We start from the raw sequence: 23,260 nt of genomic DNA, 5'->3' as shown, positions 1-23,260 counted from the left end.
GGGCATGAAAACGTGGCTGCGCGGCCGTAAAGTCACCGCGTCGATCGTCGCCGTTTCGGTCCTCGTCGGTGTGCCCGTCGCCGCCGCCATCATCCACCAGGGTTTCCCCGTCACCGACGTCGAGCTGCAGGCCAAGGATGTCTGGGTCACCAACGGTCAGAAGCTGCTCGCGGGCCGCCTCAACCGCCAGATCGAAGAGCTGGATGCCTCGGTCGCCACGGTCTCGAACGACATCGATGTGCTGCAGAACGGCGACAACGTGCTCATGCACGACCGCTCGGGTTCCACCGTCGAACGCATCGACCCCGCCAACGTCACCCTCGTCGAACGCGCCGAACTGCCGCCCGCCGCAGCCATCACCCTGGGCGACACGCGCCTCTCGGTGCTCGACCCGTCGAACGGCGAACTCTGGATCACCGACATCCAGAACGGCCTGAACTTCTCGATCACCGACACCAAGTCCATCGCCAAGCTCGGCCGGGATGCCCAGGCCACGGTTTCATCAGAGGGCACGGTCTTCGCGGTGTCGCCCTCGAAGAAGAAGCTCTACACCTACAAGGCCGACGGTGGAGACCCCGTCGTCACCACCATCCCCGCGGTGAAGGACTTCCAGCTGACCGCGGCCGGCGAAGAGGCCGTGCTGCTCGACACCGACAAGAACCGCATCATCACGGGCGAGGGCAAACCGCTGAAGCTGCCCGACACGGCCCTCAAGATCCAACAGCCGAGCGCCACGGCCGGCAACGTCATCGTGGCGACCGGGTCGACGCTCATCGACGTGCCACTCGACGGTGGCGACACGCGCACCATCAAGGCCCGCATCACCACGCCCGTGAGCGACCCCAAGGGAGTCTCAGCCCCCGTCAACCTCAACGGGTGCATCCACGGAGCTTGGGCCGGCGCGAGCCGCTACATCGCCGCGTGTGACGCGAAGGTGACCGATGTTCAGGATGTCGAGCCGCTCTCCAAGGGAGCCAACCTCGTCTTCCGAGTGAACCGCAACGTCATCGCGCTCAACAACATCCAGTCGGGCGACGTCTGGCTCGTCGACTCGAACATGCGCCTCGTCAAGAACTGGGAAGAGGTCACCCCGCCCGAAGAAGACGAGGGCGAAGAGGGCGACGAGAAGGCCTCCACCCAATCGTTCGAAGACACTATCGCCGACCGCACCGACCAGAACCGGCCGCCGCTCGCGCGCGACGACGAGTTCGGCGCGCGCCCCGGCAAATCGACCGTGCTGGGCGTGCTCGACAACGACACCGACCCCGACGGCGACGTGCTCGTCATCAACAACTACGACCCCATCCCGCCCGAGACCGGCACGCTCGACACCATCGACGGCGGCCGCGCCCTGCAATTCACGCCCAACCCGAACGCGGGCGCGGGCGCGACGGCGTCCTTCCGCTACTCGGTCTCCGACGGCAGGCCGGGCGGTGTCGCCGAGGCGAACGTCAACGTGAAGCTCGTCGCGGCCGACCAGAACGCCGCGCCCATCACCAACCGCGAGGCCGCGACCACCGTCGAATCGGGCAAGAGCGTCACCTACAACGCCCTCACCGACTGGCGCGACCCCGACGGCGACGACATCTACCTGCAGCAGGCGGCCTCGGATGCCGGTGACCAGGTGCGCTTCTCGCCCGACGGCTACATCACGGTCACGCACACCTCGGGCGAGCTCGGCACACGCGACATCAAGTTCGTGGTCAGCGACGGCACGGCCAGCGCCGAGGGCAAGTTCGTGCTCGACGTGAAGCCGCCGAACTCGCTCAACCCCGTCGGCACGCCCGACTACATCGAAACCTTCGTGGGCGAACCCGCCGACGTGTTCCCGCTCGAGAACGATGTCTCGCCCTCGGGGGAGAAGCTCGACCTGCTCGCCGCCGAGTCGATCACGGCCGGCCTGCAGACCTCGGTCAACCCGGATGACGACAGCATCCGCGTTCTCTCGGGCGCCCCGGGTGCCTTCTACATCAAGTACACGGTCGGCGCCGCGGGCAAGTCGAGCCCCGGAATCATCCGCGTGCAGGTCAACGAGAAGCCGGCCCAGGCGCAGAAACCCATCGCCGTGCGCGACATCGGCTATCTGCGCCCGAATGAGCCCACCTCCATCAACGTGCTCACGAACGACGTCTCGGCCTCGGGCAACGTGCTCGCCGTGCGCTCGGTCGACGTGCCCGACGAGGTCGCCGCGCAGCTCTCCGTCGAGGTGTTGAACCTGCAGGTCATCCGCGTCACCACCTCGGCCGCCGTCACGGGCCAGCTGCAATTCAGTTACACGGTCTCGGATGGCACGCAAGACGCCGTCACGACCGTCACCGTGGTGCCCATCCCGCCGCTCCAGAAGCACCAGGCGCCCATCCCCGCCGACGACCAGATCACGGTGCGTGCGGGCGACATCGTCTCGGTGCCCGTGCTCGACAACGACGTGCACCCCGACAACACCGTCATGAAGGTCGCTCCCGACCTGCAGCAGGCGCCGAGCGCGGGGCTCGCCTTCGTGGCCGACAACGAGGTGCGCTTCCAGGCGCCGCGCGAGGCGGGCACCTACACGGCGCAGTACAAGGTGACCGACGAGTTCGAGCAGACAGCCGTTGCCACCGTCACGTTCAACGTGGTCGCCGCCGACGAGAAGAACAACCAGACGCCCACGCCCCGTGCCCTCAACGCCCGCGTCTTCTCGGGCGCGACGGTCACCGTGAACATCCCGCTCGACGGCCTCGACCCTGACGGCGACTCGGTCGTCTATGACGGCCTCGTGCGCCCGCCGTCCCTCGGCACCATCATCGACAGCACATCGACCAGCATCACCTACCGTTCCTTCGAGGGAACGAGTGGCACGGATGCCTTCGAGTACAGCGTGCGCGACACCTACGGCGCAACGGCCACCGGAACCATCAACATCGGCGTCATCGCCCGCCCCGCCGAGGCCGCACCGCCCAAGGCCGTCGACGACATCGTCGAGGTGCAGCCGGGTCGCGTCGTTACCGTGCCCGTGCTCGCCAACGACTCCGACCCCAACGGCTACGAGTTGAAGCTCGAGAAGAAGCTCGTCGAGGTGCCCGCCGAGATCGAGGCGAAGGTGTCCGGCGCCAACGTCGAGATCCAGGCGCCCGACGAGGAGCGCACGTTCGGCGTGCAATACGCCATGAACAACGGCCACGGCGGAACGGACAACGCGTTCATCCAGGTGCGGGTCACCACGGCCGCGCGCCTGCAGCCGCCCATCGTGCAAGACCACATCGTCGAGGCGAAGGATGTCGTCAACAAGAAGACCGTCGACGTCGACGTCAAGCAGGGCGCCAGCAACCCCGGCGGAACGAACGACGAGCTCAAGGTCGACGTCGAGGGACCGAACGCCGGCCAGGCCGAGATCCTCTCGAACGGTCAGGTGCGTGTGACGCTGGGCGATGCGCGAACGGCCATCGCCTACCGCCTGACCAACGAGACCGACAACCTGTCGACGGCCGCCTTCATCGTGGTGCCCCCGTTCTCCGACGGCATGCCGCCCGAGCTGCGCCCCAACCTGCCCGAGCAGATCGTGCCGATGAACGAGTCGCGCACCTGGCGTCTGTCGGATGTCGCCTACTCGCCCGGCGGCAAAGAGATCAGTATCAAGGAGCTGGGCTCGGTCACCTCGACCAACAGCGACGGCAGCAAGAACGCTCCCGACGACAAGACCCTGACCTACACGCCGCGCCGCGACTACCGCGGTCCCGCGTCGATCACGTTCGAGGCGACCGACGGCACGTCGACCGGTCACCAGGTGCTCACGCTGCCCATCACGGTCGGCGACCCCGAGCAAGAGGATGTCCCGCCCACGTTCGTGGCCCAGGAGATCCCGATCGAGGCCGGCGAGGCGCCGCAGACCGTCGACCTGCGCGCGGCGACGAACCACCCGAACCCCGCTCTCATCCCGCAGATGACCTATGACAACCTGGGCGGCGCGAGCGGCGGCATCGAGCCGACCCTCAGCGGTTCGACGATCTCGGTCAGTGCGCCGTTCGGTGTGCAGCCGGGCACCTCCACCACGCTCACCTTCAATGTGAAGTTCAAGCAGTTCACGGTGCCGGGAACCGTCACGGTGCGCGTCGTGAAGTCGACCCGCCCGCTGCCCTCCGCCGTGCAGGACTCGGAGGGCAACGGCCGGCCGTCGAAGCCCGTCACCCTCAACGTGCTGAAGAACGACTTCAACCCCTTCGGCAACGACGGCAAACCCCTCACGATCGTCGATGCGGCCGTCGAGACGGGCAACGCGCAGGCCGCCATCAAGGGCGAGAACATCACGGTGACGCCGGGCCCCGACAAGGCGCAGACGATCAGCGTGCTCTACACGATCGAGGATGCGACCAAGGACCCGTCGAGGCGCGCCCAGGGGCGTGTGTCGGTGACGGTCATGAGCGAGCCGGATGCGCCTGGCGCGCCGAACCTCACGGCGTCCCCGCGCAACATCACCGTCAAAGTGAACCCGTCGAGATCGAGCAACGGCTCGGCCATCACCGACTACACGGTGACGCGCACACCGGGTGGCACGAAGCAGAGCTGCCCGACCGCCGCGCCGTGCACGCTGAAGTTCGCCGGTGAGAACGGTACGAAGTACACCTTCACCGTCGCTGCAACGAACGGCGTCGGCCAGAGCGAGGCTTCGCCTCCCAGCAGCGAGACGTCCTACGACAAGCCGGCGACGCCGGGTCAGCCCACGGCCACGCGTGACGACCAATTCGCCCCGACGACCATCTCGGGCAAATGGCCCGCGACGGCTGACACGGGCGGAAGCGCTGTCACCTACAACTACGAGTTCTCCAACGGGACGAAGGGCTCGACAACAGGGCTCAGCGCCCGATCCGGCACGGTCGGAGTCGGTAGTTACACGTTGCGCGTTCAAGCCTGCAACAACGAGGCCGGCTGTAGTGCTTGGTCGGCGAACAGCAACGGCGCCAACGTCGAAGAAAAGCCGCCGCCCCCACCGCCCAAGCCCTCCGTGACGATGTCGCAGGGTGGCCCCAAGGCCGTAGCCGGTTCCGGCACGGGTTACCACTTCGCCTTCACGGCGAAGAACTTCCCGCCCAACACGACGGTCGAGGTGCGCTGCCGCGGCGTGGATGGTTCCAGCTCCGACTGGAACTACCCGTCGAGCGGTCCGCGACCCGGTTCGCCGGCGTACATCACCGATGGCGACGGCAACCTCACCACCCAGACCGGTTGCTACAACGGCAACCACGGTGACCACTGGGTGAGCGTGAACGGCGTCGAGTCGAACAAGGTCGTCTGGTAGCAAGCATCCGATTCGGTTGTCAGCACCCGCAGCATTTCTAACCCGAGAAGAGAGAGCAAAACGTGAGCGTTAGTCAGGAACAGGCGACGTGGTTCGCCGGGGCGTTCGATTCGTTGGTCACGAACGTCGGCGGCGCCATCCTCGGCAAGGAGGGCGTGATCAAGCTCATCATCGCGTCTCTCTTGTCCGAGGGTCACGTGCTGCTCGAAGACTTCCCGGGCACGGGTAAGACGGTGCTCGCCAAGGCGCTGGCCAACACGCTCGAGGGCACCAACTCGCGCATCCAGTTCACGCCCGACCTGCTGCCCTCCGACGTGACGGGCGTCACGATCTACAACCAGTCGCTCAACCAGTTCGAGTTCCACAAGGGCCCGATCTTCGCCTCCGTGGTGCTGGCCGACGAGATCAACCGTGCGTCGCCGAAAACCCAGAGCGCGCTGCTCGAGGTCATGGAGGAGGGCAAGGTGACGGTCGACGGCGAGAGCTACCCGGTCGGCCGGCCCTTCATGGTCATCGCGACGCAGAACCCCGTCGAGCAGGCCGGAACGTACAAGCTGCCCGAAGCGCAGCTCGACCGTTTCATCATCAAGACCACGCTCGGCTACCCCGACCGCTCGATCGCCGTCGACCTGTTGATGGATGCGGGCAACCGCTCGCGTGCGTCGAAGATCACGCCCATCATCGGGCCGGATGCCCTCATCGCCATGGCCGAGCTGGCCACCGATGTGCACGTCGACCGCAGCGTCATGGAGTACATCACCGACATCGTGGGAGCCACGCGTGACCACAAGGACATCGCGCTCGGCGTGAGCATGCGCGGCAGTCTCTCGCTGGCACGCATGGTCAAGACGTGGGCGCTATCGCAGGGCCGCACCTACGCCACGCCCGACGATGTCGCCGAGTTGGCCGTGCCCGTTCTCGCGCACCGTCTCATCGTCGACTCCGAATCCGAGTTCGCCGGTGTGAAGGCCGAGGACATCATCGCGGGCATCGTCGTCGACCTGCCCGCCCCGGCCTACCGCGCCGCATGAGCGAAACCGTCCGTCCGACGAGACCCCGCCTGAGCGTGCCGTTGACCGGCATCCGCCAGGCGGGGGGCTCTGTCGCGCGGGCGTTCGGCCGGTCGTGGGCCGTCGTCGCCCGCCGACTCGAGCCGCTGTGGCGCGTCGTGTCGTCGTGGGCGCTGTGGGCCTGGCGCTACGTGCGCCCGGTTCTCGCGGTCGTCTCGCCCCTCGGATGGCTCGTGCTCGCGTCTGCGGCCACCGCGCTCGTCGTGGGTGCCGTCTTCGGCTGGGCCGAATTGCTCCTCGTCGGTGCGACGCTGGCCGTGGCCTGCATCGTCGCCGCCTGTTTCCTCTTCGGACGCTCGCGTTTCCGCGTCGAGATCGAGCTCAACCCACGCCGCGTGACGGTGGGGGAGCGGGCGATCGGGCGTGTGCTCATCACCAACATCGGCGACAAGCGCTCGACCGCCACGACGCTCGAGCTGCCCGTCGGGCGCGGCCTCGCCGAGTTCGCCATCCCGGGTCTGGCCGCCAACGCCGACACGGAGGAGCTGTTCGCCGTTCCCACGAACCGCCGCGCGGTCATCCATGCCGGCCCCGCCGTGTCGGTGCGCGGTGACCAGCTCGGGCTGTTCCGCCGCGTCGTGAAGTGGACCGAGCCCATCGAACTCTTCGTGCACCCCGTGACCACGCGCCTGCACCCCACGGCCGCGGGTCTCGTGCGCGACCTCGAGGGCCAGATCACGAAGAAGATCACCAACAACGACATCTCGTTCCACGCGCTGCGCGACTACGTGACGGGCGACGACGTGCGCTACGTGCACTGGCGCTCGTCGGCGCGCACGGGCCAGCTCATGGTGCGCCAGTTCGAGGAGTCCCGGCGCAGCCAGTTGACCATCGTGCACTCGCGCGACCGCCGCTATTACGCCTCCGACGATGAGTTCGAGCTGGCCGTGTCGGCCACCGCCTCGATCGCCTCGCAGGTCATCCGCGACGGCACCCAGATCAGTGTCGTCACCGAGGGTCTGCAGTTGCGCACCCACTCGGTCGTCTCCATCCTCGACGACTCGTGCCGCATCGAACCTCTCGAGGGCGAGACGGGCAACGCGCGCACCTTCGCCCGTGAGGCCACAAAACGTCTGCCCCCGCCCAGCGTCGTCGTCATCGTCGCCGGCTCCCTGATGGATGCCTCGGACTACCGTTCCGTGCAGCGTCTCTTCGGCGGCGACACCAACGTCATCGCCATCGCGGTGGCGCTCGGCCAGAAGGCGCGGTTGACGGATGTCGCGGGCCTCAGCGTGATCTCGATCGGGGCTCTCACCGACCTCCCGCGCGTGATGGCGAGGGCCGTATGAGCGGCGTGTTCCCCCAGCCGAACCGGGATGGTTCGCGCATCACCCCGCCGCCGGCCGCTGGTGTTCCCGCCGCGGGCGCTTCTGGTGACGCCGCAGGCGCGCCCTCGGTTGGATCCGAGAAGCCCTCACGTCGCGGCCGAGCGGGTCGCGCCGAGCGCGCCGAGGGCGCAGGCCGCGCCGGCCGCACGGATCGCGCCGGCCGCACGGATCGCGCAGGCCGAGCCGGCCCCGAAGAGTCGTCGACCGGTCGCTCATCACTCCGCGACCGGTTCAGCCGGTCTAATCGAGCCGACCGCGCCGACACTCGCGGCTCGTCCGGCGGTCGCCCGCCGCGCACCCCCCGCCAACCCGCCGCCCCTCGCCCGCCCCTCCCGCGCGGCACGGTCACGCCGCTCGCCTGGCGCGACCTCGGCGTCGTCTCGTTCCTCAGCCTCATCGGCCTGTGGGGTTTCGCCCCCGCGTTCAGCGACAACTGGTACCTCCTCGCGGCCGTCGGCGGCCTCGTCGTCGGCACGGCCGCGGGCTATCTCTCGCACCGTTGGCGCCTCAACGCCCTCCTCACGGCCCTCCTCGCCCTGGTCGGCTACTTCGTCTTCGGCAGCGCCTTCGCGGTGACGGCGGATGCTCTCGCGGGCGTCCTGCCCACGCTCGTCACGCTGCGTTCCCTCGCCCTCGGCGCGGTCTTCGGATGGCGAGACATCCTCACCCTTGCCCCGCCCGTCGGCGCCCCCGAGTACATCAACGTGCTGCCCTATGTCGCCGCGTGGCTCGTTGGCCTCGTCACCGCCATCCTCACCCTGCGGTGGATGCCGCGCCACGACCGCACGCCCGGTCGACTCGCCGTGCTGCTCTCGGGCCCGGCCGCGCTCTACATCTTCAGCGTCGTCATTGGCACCGAGCGCCCCTTCTTCGCCGCCGCGCGCGGAATCGTCTTCGCCGCCGTCGCGCTCGTGTGGCTGAGTTGGCGCCGCAGCTCGGCCGAGAACGTGAGCCTGCAAGACCGCTCCGGTCTCGTCCGCTCGAAGCTGCTCGGAACAGGTGCCGTCGTCTTGGCCGCCGCCCTCGTAGCCGGGCTGGGCGCCGGTCTCCTCACCCCGCCATCCGCGGATCGTGTCGTCGTGCGCGAACATGTGCAACCGCCCTTCGACCCCGAGGAGTACCCGAGCCCGCTGAGTGGTTTCCGGCAGTACACGAAGAACCTCGCCGAGACCGACCTGTTCGAGGTCACGGGCCTCGAGAAGGGCGACCGCCTGCGCCTCGCGACCATGGACACGTATGACGGCGAGCTCTGGAAGCTCGCGCCGGCCGACGTGCAGACCGACGGTTCTGGCTCGTTTCAGCTCGTCTCGCGCCAGTTGCCCGCTCCTGAACTGCTGACGGCCAAGGGCTCGCGCAACATCGACGTCCAGGTCACCGGTTACCAGGGCCCCTGGCTGCCCGTCGTCGGCTACCCGACCGGCCTCGAACTCCCCGAGACGCCCGACAAGTCGCAGGACCTGCGCTTCAACGCCGACACCGCCACGGCCGTCGTGACCTCGGGCATCGGACCGAAGTTCACCTACGACCTGCAGTCCGTCCTGCAGACGCAGCCCTCCGATGACGCCCTCGCCGATGTGCCCGTCGCCTCGGTCACCCTGCCGGCCGTGCAGCGCGTGCCGAGCATCGTCAAGGCCAAGACCAATGAGTTCGTCGGCGATGCCACGAGCCCGATCGGCAAGTTGCGCGCCATCGAGAACAACCTCAAGACGAGTGGATACCTGAGCCACGGTCTTGCGAGCGACACGGCCACCTCGCGCGCCGGCCACGGTGCCGACCGCATGGAGGAGCTCTTCACGCGCAACCAGCTGATCGGCGACCAGGAGCAGTACGCCTCGGCGTTCGCGCTGATGGCCCGGCAGCTCGGCTACCCCGCCCGTGTGGTGATGGGTTTCGCGCCCGAGAACGTCTCCGAAGACGGCGCCACCAAGGTCACGGGCAACGATGTCACGGCCTGGGTCGAAGTGCCGTTCGAGGGTGTCGGCTGGGTGCAATTCGATCCCACGCCCGACGAGACCGAGATCCCGCAGGACCAGAACCCGAAGCCCAAGACCGAACCGCAGCCGCAGGTGCGCCAGCCCCCGCGTGTCGACAAGCGCGACGAAGACCTGCTCACCAACGTCGAGATCGACGACAGCAACGACGAGAAGAAGGACGACCAGATCGTCGTCCCGACCTGGATGTACGGTCTCGCCGCCGCGCTGGCCGTGCCGATCCTCGCCTACCTCATCCCGATCCTGATCGTCATGGCCATCAAGCGCCGCCGCGTGAAGCGTCGTCGAAATGCGCCCACTCCCGACCGTCAGGCTGCCGGAGCCTGGGATGAACTTCTCGACCGTCACGCCGAGTACGGCGTCGAGGTGCCGCAGGGCATGACGCGTCGAGCCACGGCTGCGGCCCTCGCCGCCGCCGTCCCCGCGTCCGCGTCGGCCAAGCCGTCACCCGCCACCGGGCACCGCTCGGCCACGGCCCCTGACCCTCGAGTCCCGGCTCCGTCGGCCTCCTCGATGCCCCCCACGTCGTCGACCGGCGATTCGTTCGCGGCCGTCGCGCGGGATGCCGACCGCGCCGTCTTCGCCGGCGAAGATGTCCCCGCAGCCGACGTCGACGCCATCTGGGACGAAACCGAGCGCCGCATCCGTTCGACCGGTTCGGCCGTCGGCTGGTGGCGTCGCCAGCGCAGCCGTTTCCGCGTCAACTCGAAGCGCCGCGTCAGCGACCGTCTCACAGCCCCGGGCCACAACCCCAAGCGCTCGGCCCGTCCGGCCGGCACCGAACCGTCGACGGGTGGCGCGCCCGCTCCCGCGCGGCGTAGCGTAGGACGTGCGTCGAAGAAAAACTCGGGTTCGCTCTCGTCGAAGCCGCAGTCCACGACGAAGAAACAGTCCACGTCGAAGCCGAAGCGCCCGCGCGGCAACCGGCCGACATCCGGACAGTCCGAGCAGAAGACAAATCAGCCCGAGCAGAAGGGGGAGTAGCAGTGACCGACCGTGAACGCTGGGATGCTGCCATCCCGCCCCGCCCGCCGCTGCCGCCCGTTCCGGGTGCCGCCGGTTCCGACCCGACTCCTCCCGGAGCGCCCTTCCCGCCGCCCCCTCCTCTTCCGCCCGCGCCACCGCTCCCTCCCGTCGCGTCGCGCGCAGAGCAGCCGACGTCCTCGCCGCAGCCCCAGTCGCAGTCGCAGCCGCGGTCGCAGCCACAGCAGTCGCAGTCGCCGTCCGGGTCTCCCTCGTCCGACCAATCGGCCGGGCAGAGTCCGGCACGCAAAATCGGCCTGCCGCCCGGCATGACGGCACCCCGCACCGACCAGTCGGCTTTCTCGCGAGACCCGATCCCGGTTCTCAAACCGGAATTCGGCATCACGGGCGGAACGATCCCGGTGGCCCCCGGCTCCCGCAAACCCGGCACGATCGGCGCATCGCCCCTGCCCACTCCGCCCGATGTCGCACCCGCGCCAGCTGCGCCTTCCGCGGCCCCCTCGGTGCCCGCAGCCCCCTCGGTGCCGGCGGCCCCGGTCGTCCCCACGGACGCGCCGCAAGCCCCCGCCCCTGCCTCGCAAGCCCCCGCCCCGCAAGCTCCTGCCTCGAGCCCCACCGAGTCGGACTCGGCTGGCTCGGCCCTTCCGGAGCCCACCCCGATCTCTTCCGCACACGCTCTTCCCGTAGAGGGCGGGGCGGCTGCGGCATCCGGTTCTCTCGTCGACGCGAATGACCAGCCCGCCGCGCGTCCGGTCGCTCCTGCGACCCCAGCCCGCGGTGTCTCGTCGGCCTCGATCATCGAACTCGAGCTTCCCGATGGCCAGGTCGTCCCTCTCGTGTCCGGCATCCTGTTGGGCCGCGACCCGCAGCAACAGCCCCACCTCGACATCACCGCGCGAGCGCGTCTCTACGACACGCAGCGCAGCGTGTCGAAGACCCATGCTGCCGTGGGCCTCGATCCCTCGGGCCTCTGGGTCATCGACCTCGAGTCGACGAACGGAACCTCCCTCATCTCGTCCTCGGGTGCCGAGCGTTTCGTCGACCCCGGTGTCAAAACCCCCATTGCCGACGACGAGTCCCTGCGCTTCGGCGAGTACGCCGTCCACATCCGTCGCCGCTGACGCGCTGCCATGTCGACCCCGTCCGGCGAGCCCAACCGCTATCCCGTCGTTCTGGCGATCTTCGCGGGCATCACCTTCTTCGCCCTCGTCGTCTGCGCTTTCGGTTTCATCAGCCTCTTCACCAACCTCGAGGTCATCGACGAACCGGATGCCGGCCCCCTCGTCGGCCCGTCCATGGTCGCTTTCGCGCTGGCCGCGTTCCTGATCTCGCTCCTCCGCCGCGCTGCAACCCTCCGCGCCCCGCAGACCCCCGCCGCGCAACAGCCGCGCACCCCCGACGCGCAGCACTCCTCGCCTCCAGCCCCCGACGCCCGGTCCTTCGATGCCCGGTCCTTCGACGCGCCGCCCTCCTCTCCGCCGGACCCGTCGACGGCATACCCGCACCGACCCGCCTCCGACGCCTCACGCGTGCCCGTCGGTTGGGCCGTCCTGACCGGCTTGGCGACCTACCTCGTCTACGCCCTCTCCGGCGCGGTTCTCTATGCGGCCACGACGGGCAGCATCCTCGCGGGTGTCATCTTCGCCCGCGACACGTTCCTCGGCCCCTTCGCCCTCGCCGCGGGCATCGCCGCGCTGGTCGTCGCGCTGGTCTTCGCGATCCTCGTGATCGTGGGTGGCGAACATCCGCGCCGCCCGCTCTGGCCGTGGGAACGGGATCGCGGGTAACGTATGGTCATGGACCGGTCGCTCGAGACGCGTGTCAGCCAGGCGGTCGACGCGTGGCTGAAGTGGTTGCCCCGGTGGCACCCGTCCACCCACACGGGGCGCACGCGGGTGTGTCGCCGTTGCTTCGGTTCTCCCGTCATGGCGGCTGCGGGTCTCGACCACGATGTCCCGCACGCCGTCCAGCACGGCCTGTCCACGCGCGTGAAGGCCATCGTCGATGACGTCGTCGACGACTACACGAACAAGAATCTGCCTCTCCTTCGCCATGAGCTGATCGAAGCGGAGCGACGCAAGGCGGCCACCTACCGCCCGGAACGCGGCCTCGAGCCGGAGTACGACGGCCTGCCCCTCGACCCCGAGCCCGACCCGTCGGCCCCGTACCTCTTCACGCTCGCCGGCCTCGCCGACCTCGACACGCCGCAGGCCGCAACGCCGCCGCCCCCGCCGCCTCCACTCTCCGACGAGGAGAAAGTGGCCTTGCGCACCGAGATACGCCTGGCCGACGAATGCGCCATCCACGCCGGCAAACTGGTCTGCATCGCGATGGCCGAGCACCGTGGTCGCATCGAGCGCGCCGTCGCGATCTATGTCGAACCGCAGGTCGCGGCCCTCCTCTCCGACCTCAGCCTCGAGCTCGACGCGCCGCCCTCGCAATGGTGATGGATGTCCGAGCCACACGCAGGCGTCACTAAACTTTCAGCAACAACTCATTCCACATCCCGGGGGACACCATGACGCAGCCGACCGACGACGACAACCGCCCCGAGCGCCCGCCGCTCCCGCCCGTCCCCCCGATGCCCGCGAACGGCGCCCCCGCGCCCAGCCCTGCGCAGCACCCCGCGCCCTCCGCGCAGCAGCAAAACCCTGCGCAGCACCCCAACTCGCAGCAGCCGAACTCGCAGCCCTACACCGCGCAGACATCGCCGCAACAGCCGGCCCAGCAATACCCCGCGCAGCAGCAGAACCCGCAGCACTACCCCGCCGGGTCAGGCCAGGAGCAGCCGTCGCAGCAGTGGCCCGCCCAGCCGACCCAGCAGTACCCCGCGCAGCAGCCAAGCCAGCAGCAGCCAACCCAGCAGCAGCCGGGCCAGCAGCAGCCGACGCAGCAGTACCCCGCGCAGTCGGGCCAGCAGAACCCCACGCAGCAGTATCCGAACCGTCAGACGCCGCCCTCGCCTCAGCAGTACCCCGCTCAGCAGCCCGGCGGCCCTCAACGACCCGCGGGCCCTCAGCAGCCCTCCGGCGCGAGTAACGGCGGCGCCTTCCCGGCTGCTCCCGGCTACTCGGCGCCGAATGCGTCCGCCGCTCCACACCAGGGCACGCCCTACACCGGCCCCATCCCTCCGACCGGCTCCGGCCCGACCTCCCACACGGATGCCGCCGCCCCGCGCAAGAAGCGCCGCCGCGGTCCCATCATCGCCATCGTCTCCTCCGTCGTCGTCCTGATCCTCCTCATCGCGGGCGGCATCGTCGGCTACTCCGTCGGCACGGCGGCCCACGCGCCGGAACACCAGGTCACGGCCTACCTCGACGCCCTTGTCGAGGGTGACGCCGCCGAGGCGCTGAAGCTGGCCGGCACGGATGTCGACGCCGACGCCGACGTCTTGCTCACGAACAAGGCTTATGCCGAGGTCGCCGACCGCCCCTCCGCCTACGAGATCGGTCGCACCACGACATCCGGCGACACCGCCACCGTCACCGCGACCATCACGCAGGGCGACAACGAGCTCACCGAAGAATTCACCCTGCAGAAAGACGGCAAGGATGCGATCTTCTTCGACAAGTGGGCGCTCGAAGAGGTCCCTCTCGGCACGATCACGGTCGGTATCACGGGCCCCTCGGCCGTAGCTCCCGCCATCTCCGGCATCGCAATCCCCGAAGGCGCCGAGTCGCTCCGCGCGCTCCCCGGCACATATGACGTCGCCCTGGCCGAAGACAACGAGTTCTTCTCGGTCGAGGCCCAGCAGGTCACGGTCGAGGGTTTCACGGGCTCAGCTGCAGCCCCGTCAGCCGATCTGACGGTCGGGCTCACGGATGCGGGCACGCAGAAGGCCAACGACGCGGTCAACGCCTGGTTGGACGCCTGCCAGGCGTCGACGGAGTTCGACCCCGCCGGCTGCTCGTTCTACGCGACCGGCAAGAACCCCGCCTACACCTACACGAACACGAAGTGGACGCTCGACCCCCGGCCGACGTTCACGATCGGTGAATGGAACGGCACCGGTTACCGCGTGTCGACGGGCGCCTCCGGTCAGGCCAACCTGACGGCCGACATCCGGGACAACGCATCCGGTGCGACCGGCACGGCGACGGCTGGCCCTATCTCGGTGTTCGTGAACGGTGACATCACCGATATCACGGCGGATGGTGCCACCTTCGTCTCTGCGATTTCGCGCGGCTGAGCGGGCCCCGAGGGTTGTTGCTCCGGCTTGACCGCCCGACCCCCGCCGCGTAACATTGCAGGGGTGTGCGCTTTGTCGTGCCATGAACCGTGCCCGAAAGGGTCTGCTCGGGTTCACATCTCTCACACATCGGGTCGGGTCGACCATCGACCAGCCCCCACGGCATATCCGTCGCCTACTGGCTGAGCCTCTGCTCATCCTGACGGATCCAATCGAACTCGACGCACCGAGCAATCGGCGCGTCGAATGCTAAAAGCACATCCGCTGTCACCGTGCAGCACAAACAAGGAGAAGTAGTGCCAACTATTCAGCAGTTGGTCCGGAAGGGTCGCACGCCGAAGGTCTCCAAGACCAAGGCTCCCGCCCTGAAGGCAAACCCGCAGCAGCGTGGCGTATGCACCCGTGTGTACACCACCACCCCCAAGAAGCCGAACTCGGCGATGCGCAAGGTCGCTCGTGTGAAGCTCTCCAACGGCACCGAGGTCACCGCTTACATTCCCGGTGAGGGCCACAACCTGCAGGAGCACTCGATGGTGCTCGTTCGCGGCGGTCGTGTGAAAGACCTCCCCGGTGTCCGTTACAAGATCGTTCGCGGCGCCCTCGACACGCAGGCCGTCAAGAACCGCAAGCAGGCTCGCAGCCGTTACGGCGCGAAGATGGAGAAGAAGTAATGCCTCGTAAGGGTCCCGCTCCGAAGCGCCCCGTCGTCGCAGATCCCGTCTACGGCGCGCCGATCGTCTCCCAGCTCGTCAACAAGATCCTCGTTGACGGCAAGAAGGGCCTCGCCGAGCGCATCGTCTATGACGCGCTCTCCGGTGTCTCCACCAAGAACGGCCAGGACGCCGTCGTCACCTTGAAGAAGGCGCTCGACAACGTTCGCCCCACGCTCGAGGTCCGCTCGCGTCGTGTCGGTGGTTCCACCTACCAGGTGCCGGTCGAGGTCAAGCCTCACCGCGCCAACACGCTGGCTCTCCGTTGGCTCGTCAGCTACGCGAAGGGTCGTCGTGAGAAGACCATGACCGAGCGTCTGACCAACGAGATCCTCGACGCCTCGAACGGCCTCGGTGCCGCTGTGAAGCGTCGTGAAGACACTCACAAGATGGCCGAGTCCAACAAGGCCTTCGCGCACTACCGCTGGTAAACCCCGTTTTACCGCACGCCGGCGTCTGGCGATCGAGCTGTTCGATTCGATCATCGGATGCCGGCGCCGGGGCCCTTATCGGGCCCCGGACCCTCGCGGGCAACACCGCGTGGGAATCCGTGAGTAGCACTCGCGGCACACACAACAACTTCCTGGAGGAACCCAGTGGCACTTGACGTGCTCACCGACCTGAACAAGGTCCGCAACATCGGCATCATGGCCCACATCGATGCCGGCAAGACCACGACGACCGAGCGCATCCTGTTCTACACGGGCGTCAACCACAAGATTGGTGAGACCCACGACGGTGCGTCGACCATGGACTGGATGGAGCAGGAGCAGGAGCGCGGCATCACCATCACGTCCGCCGCGACGACGTGCTACTGGGACAAGAACCAGATCAACATTATCGACACCCCCGGTCACGTCGACTTCACCGTCGAGGTGGAGCGTTCGCTCCGCGTGCTCGACGGTGCCGTCGCCGTCTTCGACGGCAAGGAGGGCGTCGAGCCCCAGTCCGAGACCGTCTGGCGTCAGGCCGACAAGTACGACGTGCCCCGCATCTGCTTCGTCAACAAGATGGACAAGCTGGGCGCCGACTTCTACTTCACCGTCGACACGATCATCAACCGCCTGAAGGCCAAGCCGCTGGTTCTCCAGCTGCCGATCGGCTCCGAGAGCGAGTTCGAGGGTGTCGTCGACCTGGTCGAGATGCGCGCGCTCACGTGGCGCGGCGACTCCAAGGGTGACGTCGAGATGGGCGCCAAGTACGCCATCGAGGAGATCCCCGCCGACCTCGCCGACAAGGCCGCCGAGTACCGCAACGCGCTGCTCGAGGTCGTCGCCGAGACCGATGACGCGCTCATGGAGCGTTTCTTCTCCGGTGACGAGATCACGGTCCCCGAGATCAAGGCCGCCATCCGCAAGCTCACCGTCAACAGCGAGATCTACCCGGTCCTCTGTGGTTCGGCGTTCAAGAACCGCGGTGTGCAGCCCATGCTCGATGCCGTCATCGACTACCTGCCGTCGCCGCTCGACGTGCCGGCCGTCGAAGGCCACGACGTCCGCGACGAAGAGAAGATCGTCCTCCGTCACCCCGACTCCACCGAGCCGTTCGCAGCCCTCGCGTTCAAGGTCGCGGTGCACCCGTTCTTCGGTCGTCTCACCTACGTGCGCGTGTACTCCGGTCACCTCGACTCGGGTGCCGCTGTCGCCAACAGCACCAAGGGCAAGAAGGAGCGCATCGGAAAGATCTTCCAGATGCACGCCAACAAGGAAAACCCGGTCCCCTCGGTTACCGCCGGCCACATCTATGCGGTCATCGGTCTGAAGGACACCACCACGGGTGACACCCTCTGTGACCCCAACGACCAGGTCGTCCTCGAGTCGATGACGTTCCCGGCCCCCGTTATCGAGGTCGCGATCGAGCCCAAGACCAAGGCTGACCAGGAGAAGCTCTCCACGGCCATCCAGAAGCTGGCCGAAGAAGACCCGACCTTCCGCGTCGAGCTCAACCCCGAGACCGGTCAGACGGTCATCAAGGGCATGGGCGAGCTGCACCTCGACATCCTCGTCGACCGCATGAAGCGCGAGTTCAAGGTCGAGGCCAACGTCGGAAAGCCTCAGGTCGCCTACCGCGAGACCATCCGCAAGTCGGTCGAGCGTCACGACTACACGCACAAGAAGCAGACCGGTGGTTCCGGTCAGTTCGCCAAGATCCAGTTCGCTCTCGAGCCCATGGAAGTCACTCCCGAAGAGACCTACGTGTTCGAGAACAAGGTCACCGGTGGACGCATCCCGCGTGAATACATCCCTTCCATCGACGCCGGTTTCCAGGATGCCCTCAACGTGGGTATTCTCGCTGGCTACCCGATGGTCGGCGTGAAGGCCATCCTCCTCGATGGTGCGGCGCACGACGTCGACTCCTCCGAAATGGCCTTCAAGATCGCCGGTTCCATGGGCTTCAAAGAGGCCGCACGCAAGGCCAGCCCGGTTCTTCTCGAACCGCTGATGGCTGTCGAGGTGCGCACCCCCGAGGAGTACATGGGCGACGTGATCGGCGACCTCAACTCCCGCCGTGGCATGATCCAGTCGATGGAAGATGCCTCCGGTGTGAAGGTCGTTCGTGCAAACGTTCCGCTGTCGGAAATGTTCGGTTACATCGGTGACCTGCGTTCCAAGACGTCGGGTCGTGCGGTGTTCTCGATGACCTTCGAGAGCTACGCTGAGGTCCCCAAGGCCGTCGCCGAGGAGATCGTGCAAAAGGGCAAGGGCGAATAGCCTCACAGCCCCAATCGTTGACGGGCCCGGTCGCCGCCGGTGTATCGGGCCCAGTCACGATCAAGTAACATAAGTACACAAATCCCGTAGAGAACCGAGCGCATTCCAGCGCCCGGGTTATTTACACCAATGTCCTAGGGAGGACCATAGTGGCTAAGGCCAAGTTCGAGCGGACCAAGCCGCACGTCAACATCGGAACGATCGGTCACGTCGACCACGGCAAGACCACCCTCACCGCAGCTATCTCGAAGGTGCTCGCCGACAAGTTCCCGTCCGCGACCAACGTTCAGCGCGACTTCGCGTCGATCGACTCCGCTCCCGAAGAGCGCCAGCGCGGTATCACGATCAACATCTCGCACGTCGAGTACGAGACCGAGAAGCGCCACTACGCGCACGTTGACGCCCCGGGTCACGCTGACTACATCAAGAACATGATCACCGGTGCTGCTCAGATGGACGGCGCGATCCTCGTTGTCGCCGCCACCGACGGCCCGATGGCTCAGACCCGTGAGCACGTTCTGCTCGCCAAGCAGGTCGGCGTTCCCTACCTGCTCGTCGCGCTGAACAAGTCCGACATGGTTGACGACGAAGAGATCCTCGAGCTCGTCGAGCTCGAGGTTCGCGAGCTCCTCGCGAGCCAGGACTTCGATGGCGACAACGCCCCCGTCGTTCGCGTCTCGGGCCTCAAGGCTCTCGAGGGCGACGAGAAGTGGGTCGACGCAATCGTCGAGCTCATGAACGCCGTCGACGAGTCCATCCCGGACCCGGTGCGCGACAAGGACAAGCCGTTCTTGATGCCCATCGAAGACGTCTTCACGATCACCGGTCGTGGAACCGTCGTCACGGGCCGCGCCGAGCGTGGAACCCTCGCGATCAACTCCGAGGTCGAGATCGTCGGCATCCGCCCGACGCAGAAGACCATCGTCACGGGTATCGAGATGTTCCACAAGCAGCTCGACGAGGCATGGGCCGGCGAGAACTGTGGTCTCCTGCTCCGCGGCACCAAGCGCGAAGACGTTGAGCGCGGCCAGGTCGTCGTCAAGCCGGGTTCGGTCACGCCGCACACCCAGTTCGAGGGCACCGCGTACATCCTGTCCAAGGATGAGGGTGGGCGTCACAACCCGTTCTACGCGAACTACCGTCCGCAGTTCTACTTCCGCACCACCGACGTCACCGGCGTCATCACGCTGCCCGAGGGCACCGAGATGGTCATGCCTGGCGACACTACCGAGATGACCGTTGAGCTGATTCAGCCCATCGCCATGGAAGAGGGCCTCGGCTTCGCGATCCGTGAGGGTGGCCGCACCGTTGGTGCCGGTACCGTCACCAGCATCCTGAAGTAGTTCCCCGCAGCTCAGCTGCATAGCTTCACCGGCGCCGCCCGGGTCTTCGGATCCGGGCGGCGCTTTTTAACGCCGGGCGGATGGTGTGAGCGGGGCCTCTCAGCGGTGCGCTGAGCGCTGCGGGGCGAGGGTCTCCTGCGCGACACGCCCGGGTTGCATCGATGCCAAACATCTGTCAGACTCTTCTAGTTGAGAACTTCCGGCTACCCGTGTGCGTTCATTCGCCCGAGAGCTTCGGAATCACTGCCAGGCTGTGCATAGACCTCGTCTAGGCCGCAGGCAGCACAACACACACTTAAACGAATCCCCTTCGCAGTCGCGTTTATTCGCGCCTTTCTGTGTAATGCCTCCGCTGGTGCGGAATGCGGCACAGACCGGGTGAAGAGGTGCCGGGCGAGACTTGACAGATGAACAGTGGTGCGACACCAGGAGTGCCCGGCGTATTACTACGCCACGAAGCGCGTCCAATGCGATAAAACGTATGACGCTTAAAAGAGAGTGAGTCACACATGGCGGGACAAAAGATCCGCATTCGACTTAAGTCGTATGACCACGAGGTCATCGACACCTCGGCGCGAAAGATCGTCGACACGGTAACCCGTGCAGGTGCAACCGTCGTCGGCCCCGTGCCGCTTCCGACGGAAAAGAACGTGGTGTGTGTCATCCGTTCGCCGCACAAGTACAAAGACAGCCGCGAGCACTTCGAGATGCGCACACACAAGCGCCTCATCGACATCATCGACCCGACGCCCAAGGCCGTCGACTCGCTCATGCGACTCGACCTCCCCGCGGACGTCAACATCGAGATCAAGCTCTGAGCCGGCGAGGACAAGGGAAACTATGTCTACGACTAACAAGACCACCAAGGGTCTGCTCGGCAAGAAGCTCGGCATGACTCAGGTTTGGGACGAGAACAACAAGCTTGTTCCCGTGACCGTCATCGAAATCACCCCGAACGTCGTCACCCAGGTTCGCACCCCCGAGGTCGATGGTTACGACGCCGTTCAGATCGCCTACGGCCAGATCGACCCGCGCAAGGTCAACAAGCCCGACGCCGGTCACTTCGACAAAGCAGGCGTCACGCCTCGCCGCCACGTCACCGAGGTCCGCACCGCGGATGCCGGCGACTACTCGCTCGGCCAGGAACTCTCTGTCGACGCCACGTTCGAAGCCGGCCAGAAGGTCGACGTCGTCGGAACGTCCAAGGGTAAGGGTTTCGCCGGTGTTATGAAGCGTCACAACTTCAAGGGTGTCTCCGCTTCGCACGGTGCTCACCGCAACCACCGTAAGCCCGGTTCCATCGGTGCTTCGTCGACCCCCAGCCGTGTCTTCAAGGGCATGCGCATGGCCGGACGCATGGGTGGTGAGCGCGTGACCGTGCTCAACCTCCGCGTTCACTCGGTCGACGCCGAGAAGGGCCTGCTGCTGGTCAAGGGTGCCGTTCCCGGCGCTCGCGGCCGCATCGTTTTCGTCCGCAACGCAGTGAAGGGAGCGTAGCCTCCATGTCTACCTCACTCGACGTTATCGACACCCAGGGTAAGAAGACCGGCTCGGTCGACCTCCCCGACGAGGTGTTCGACGTTCAGACCAACATCCCCCTCATCCACCAGGTCGTTGTCGCGCAGCTCGCTGCCGCCCGTCAGGGAACGCACAAGACCAAGAACCGTGGCGAGGTGTCCGGCGCCGGCCGCAAGCCGTTCAAGCAGAAGGGAACCGGTCGCGCTCGTCAGGGCTCGATCCGTGCCCCTCAGATGACCGGCGGTGGCATCGTCCACGGACCGACCCCGCGCAACTACTCGCAGCGCACCCCCAAGAAGATGATCGCCGCCGCCCTGCGCGGAGCGCTCTCCGACCGGGCCCGCGGAGGCCGCCTGCACGTCGTCGAGACCCTCGCGGTGTCGACCGAGCGTGTCACGAAGGCTGCAGCCGAGTACCTGGCGACCATCGCCTCCTCGAAGCACGTGCTCATCGTTATCGAGCGCGGCGACGAGGCGAGCCTGCTCGCCGTCCGCAACATCCCCACCGTTCACGTTCTGGAATACGACCAGCTGAACGCCTACGACGTGCTCGTGTCCGACGACATCGTCTTCACCAAGGCTGCATACGACGCTTTCGTCGCCGGTCCTGTTGCAGGCAAGTCCGTCACCGCATCGGCTTCGTCGGCTGACGTTACTGAGGAGGTCTCGGCATGACCGCGATCAACAAAGACCCCCGCGACATCATCATCGCCCCGGTCATCTCCGAGAAGAGCTACGGCCTGATCGACGAGGGAAAGTACACCTTCGTGGTTGACCCCCGTTCGAACAAGACCGAGATCAAGCTCGCCATCGAGAAGATCTTCAAGGTCGAGGTTGCGTCGATCAACACCCTGAACCGTCAGGGCAAGACCCGCCGTACCAAGTTCGGTCTCGGCAAGCGCAAGGACACGAAGCGTGCGATCGTCACGCTGAAGTCCGGTTCCATCGACATCTTCACGGCAGTCGGCTAAGACGACCGGGATTAGAGGAAATTAGACATGGCTATTCGTAAGTACAAGCCCACGACCCCTGGTCGTCGTGGATCGAGCGTTTCCGATTTCGCAGAAATCACGCGCTCGACCCCGGAGAAGTCGCTTCTGCGTCCGCTCTCCAAGACCGGTGGCCGCAACAACCAGGGCCGCATCACGACCCGTCACATCGGTGGTGGCCACAAGCGCCAGTACCGCGTCATCGACTTCCGTCGCAATGACAAAGACGGCGTGAACGCCAAGGTTGCTCACATCGAGTACGACCCCAACCGCACGGCCCGTATCGCGCTCCTCCACTTCGTGGACGGCACCAAGCGTTACATCCTTGCGCCCAACAAGCTCAAGCAGGGCGACATCATCGAGTCCGGCTCGGGTGCTGACATCAAGCCGGGTAACAACCTGCCCTTGAAGAACATCCCCACCGGTACCGTGATTCACGCCATCGAGCTGAAGCCGGGCGGCGGCGCCAAGATGGCCCGCTCCGCCGGTGCCTCGGTGCGTCTCGTCGCCAAGGACGGCCCCTACGCGCAGCTTCGTCTGCCGTCGGGTGAAATCCGCAACGTCGACGCACGCTGCCGCGCCACCATCGGCGAGGTCGGCAACGCCGAGCAGTCCAACATCAACTGGGGTAAGGCCGGCCGTAACCGCTGGAAGGGCATCCGCCCGACCGTGCGTGGTGTCGCCATGAACCCGGTCGACCACCCCCACGGTGGTGGTGAGGGTAAGACCTCCGGTGGACGTCACCCGGTCAGCCCTTGGGGCCAAAAAGAGGGTCGCACCCGCCACCCCAACAAGGAAAGCGACAAGCTCATCGTTCGTCGCCGTAACGTCGGCAAGAAGCGCTAGTAGGAGTTGTAGAAGATGCCACGCAGTCTCAAGAAGGGCCCCTTCGTTGATGACCACCTGCTCCGCAAGGTAGTTACGGCGAACGAAGCCAACAACAAGAACGTGATCAAGACCTGGTCGCGCCGCTCGATGATCATCCCCGCCATGCTGGGACACACCATCGCCGTGCACGACGGTCGCAAGCACATCCCGGTGTTCGTCACCGAGAGCATGGTGGGCCACAAGCTCGGCGAGTTTGCCCCCACCCGCACCTTCCGTGGACACGTGAAGGACGACAAGAAGGGCCGCCGCCGCTAAGCGGTGGTGTGAA

General features: G+C 66.7%; 18 protein-coding genes. All 18 read left to right on the top strand.

Annotation, left to right across the window (positions count from 1 at the left end):
- Positions 1 to 4: 4 nt before the first annotated feature.
- Positions 5 to 5,272: an Ig-like domain-containing protein gene (locus tag ACUWEX_RS12145; RefSeq protein WP_445996402.1), complete on the top strand. Its 5,268-nt coding sequence runs from the start codon at positions 5 to 7 to the stop codon at positions 5,270 to 5,272.
- Between the two features lie 62 nt (positions 5,273 to 5,334).
- Positions 5,335 to 6,303 carry an AAA family ATPase gene (locus ACUWEX_RS12140; RefSeq protein WP_079728042.1) on the top strand — a complete coding sequence of 323 codons (969 nt, stop codon included), beginning with the start codon at positions 5,335 to 5,337 and terminating at the stop codon, positions 6,301 to 6,303.
- A complete protein-coding gene (locus ACUWEX_RS12135) occupies positions 6,300 to 7,631 on the top strand; it encodes a DUF58 domain-containing protein (RefSeq protein ID WP_079728043.1) in 1,332 nt (443 codons plus the stop codon). The genes ACUWEX_RS12140 and ACUWEX_RS12135 overlap by 4 nt, the downstream gene beginning before the upstream one ends.
- On the top strand, positions 7,628 to 10,645 hold the full coding sequence (locus ACUWEX_RS12130; RefSeq protein ID WP_445996401.1) for a transglutaminase family protein: 3,018 nt from the start codon (positions 7,628 to 7,630) through the stop codon (positions 10,643 to 10,645). Before ACUWEX_RS12135 ends, ACUWEX_RS12130 begins: the two co-directional genes overlap by 4 nt.
- A 2-nt stretch (positions 10,646 to 10,647) precedes the next feature.
- Entirely contained in the window at positions 10,648 to 11,766 is a 1,119-nt protein-coding gene (locus ACUWEX_RS12125; RefSeq protein ID WP_445996400.1) for an FHA domain-containing protein, read from the top strand.
- A 9-nt stretch (positions 11,767 to 11,775) separates the two neighbouring features.
- On the top strand, positions 11,776 to 12,432 hold the full coding sequence (locus ACUWEX_RS12120; RefSeq protein WP_445996399.1) for a DUF6121 family protein: 657 nt from the start codon (positions 11,776 to 11,778) through the stop codon (positions 12,430 to 12,432).
- 9 nt (positions 12,433 to 12,441) lie between these two features.
- The gene (locus tag ACUWEX_RS12115; RefSeq protein ID WP_079728453.1) at positions 12,442 to 13,092 is read left to right on the top strand and encodes a spermidine/putrescine ABC transporter substrate-binding protein; all 651 of its coding nucleotides are present in this window, start codon (positions 12,442 to 12,444) and stop codon (positions 13,090 to 13,092) included.
- A 71-nt stretch (positions 13,093 to 13,163) separates the two neighbouring features.
- Positions 13,164 to 14,834, top strand: a complete 1,671-nt coding sequence (locus ACUWEX_RS12110; RefSeq protein WP_445996398.1) for a hypothetical protein — start codon at positions 13,164 to 13,166, stop codon at positions 14,832 to 14,834.
- A 296-nt stretch (positions 14,835 to 15,130) separates the two neighbouring features.
- Positions 15,131 to 15,505 carry a 30S ribosomal protein S12 gene (rpsL, locus tag ACUWEX_RS12105; protein WP_077055075.1) on the top strand — a complete coding sequence of 125 codons (375 nt, stop codon included), beginning with the start codon at positions 15,131 to 15,133 and terminating at the stop codon, positions 15,503 to 15,505.
- Positions 15,505 to 15,975, top strand: a complete 471-nt coding sequence (rpsG, locus tag ACUWEX_RS12100) for a 30S ribosomal protein S7 (protein WP_077055076.1) — start codon at positions 15,505 to 15,507, stop codon at positions 15,973 to 15,975. The genes rpsL and rpsG overlap by 1 nt, the downstream gene beginning before the upstream one ends.
- 165 nt (positions 15,976 to 16,140) lie before the next feature.
- Positions 16,141 to 18,255, top strand: coding sequence for an elongation factor G (fusA, locus tag ACUWEX_RS12095; RefSeq protein WP_079728049.1), 2,115 nt, complete (start codon positions 16,141 to 16,143; stop codon positions 18,253 to 18,255).
- A 149-nt stretch (positions 18,256 to 18,404) separates the two neighbouring features.
- The gene (gene tuf, locus ACUWEX_RS12090; RefSeq protein ID WP_445996397.1) at positions 18,405 to 19,598 is read left to right on the top strand and encodes an elongation factor Tu; all 1,194 of its coding nucleotides are present in this window, start codon (positions 18,405 to 18,407) and stop codon (positions 19,596 to 19,598) included.
- A 509-nt stretch (positions 19,599 to 20,107) separates the two neighbouring features.
- Positions 20,108 to 20,416: a 30S ribosomal protein S10 gene (gene rpsJ / locus ACUWEX_RS12085; RefSeq protein ID WP_005050520.1), complete on the top strand. Its 309-nt coding sequence runs from the start codon at positions 20,108 to 20,110 to the stop codon at positions 20,414 to 20,416.
- 22 nt (positions 20,417 to 20,438) lie between these two features.
- A complete protein-coding gene (gene rplC, locus ACUWEX_RS12080) occupies positions 20,439 to 21,095 on the top strand; it encodes a 50S ribosomal protein L3 (protein WP_079728051.1) in 657 nt (218 codons plus the stop codon).
- Positions 21,096 to 21,100: 5 nt separating this feature from the next.
- The gene (rplD, locus tag ACUWEX_RS12075; RefSeq protein ID WP_445996396.1) at positions 21,101 to 21,790 is read left to right on the top strand and encodes a 50S ribosomal protein L4; all 690 of its coding nucleotides are present in this window, start codon (positions 21,101 to 21,103) and stop codon (positions 21,788 to 21,790) included.
- The gene (rplW, locus tag ACUWEX_RS12070; RefSeq protein ID WP_077055081.1) at positions 21,787 to 22,086 is read left to right on the top strand and encodes a 50S ribosomal protein L23; all 300 of its coding nucleotides are present in this window, start codon (positions 21,787 to 21,789) and stop codon (positions 22,084 to 22,086) included. Before rplD ends, rplW begins: the two co-directional genes overlap by 4 nt.
- 27 nt (positions 22,087 to 22,113) lie before the next feature.
- Positions 22,114 to 22,950: a 50S ribosomal protein L2 gene (gene rplB / locus ACUWEX_RS12065; protein ID WP_077055082.1), complete on the top strand. Its 837-nt coding sequence runs from the start codon at positions 22,114 to 22,116 to the stop codon at positions 22,948 to 22,950.
- Between the two features lie 15 nt (positions 22,951 to 22,965).
- Positions 22,966 to 23,247 (top strand): 30S ribosomal protein S19, encoded by a 282-nt coding sequence (gene rpsS / locus ACUWEX_RS12060; RefSeq protein WP_077055083.1) that lies wholly within the window; start codon positions 22,966 to 22,968, stop codon positions 23,245 to 23,247.
- The last annotated feature ends 13 nt before the right edge of the window (positions 23,248 to 23,260 follow it).

It is taken from the genome of Okibacterium fritillariae, from assembly GCF_052783725.1.
This window is presented reverse-complemented; position numbering and strand designations above follow the sequence as displayed.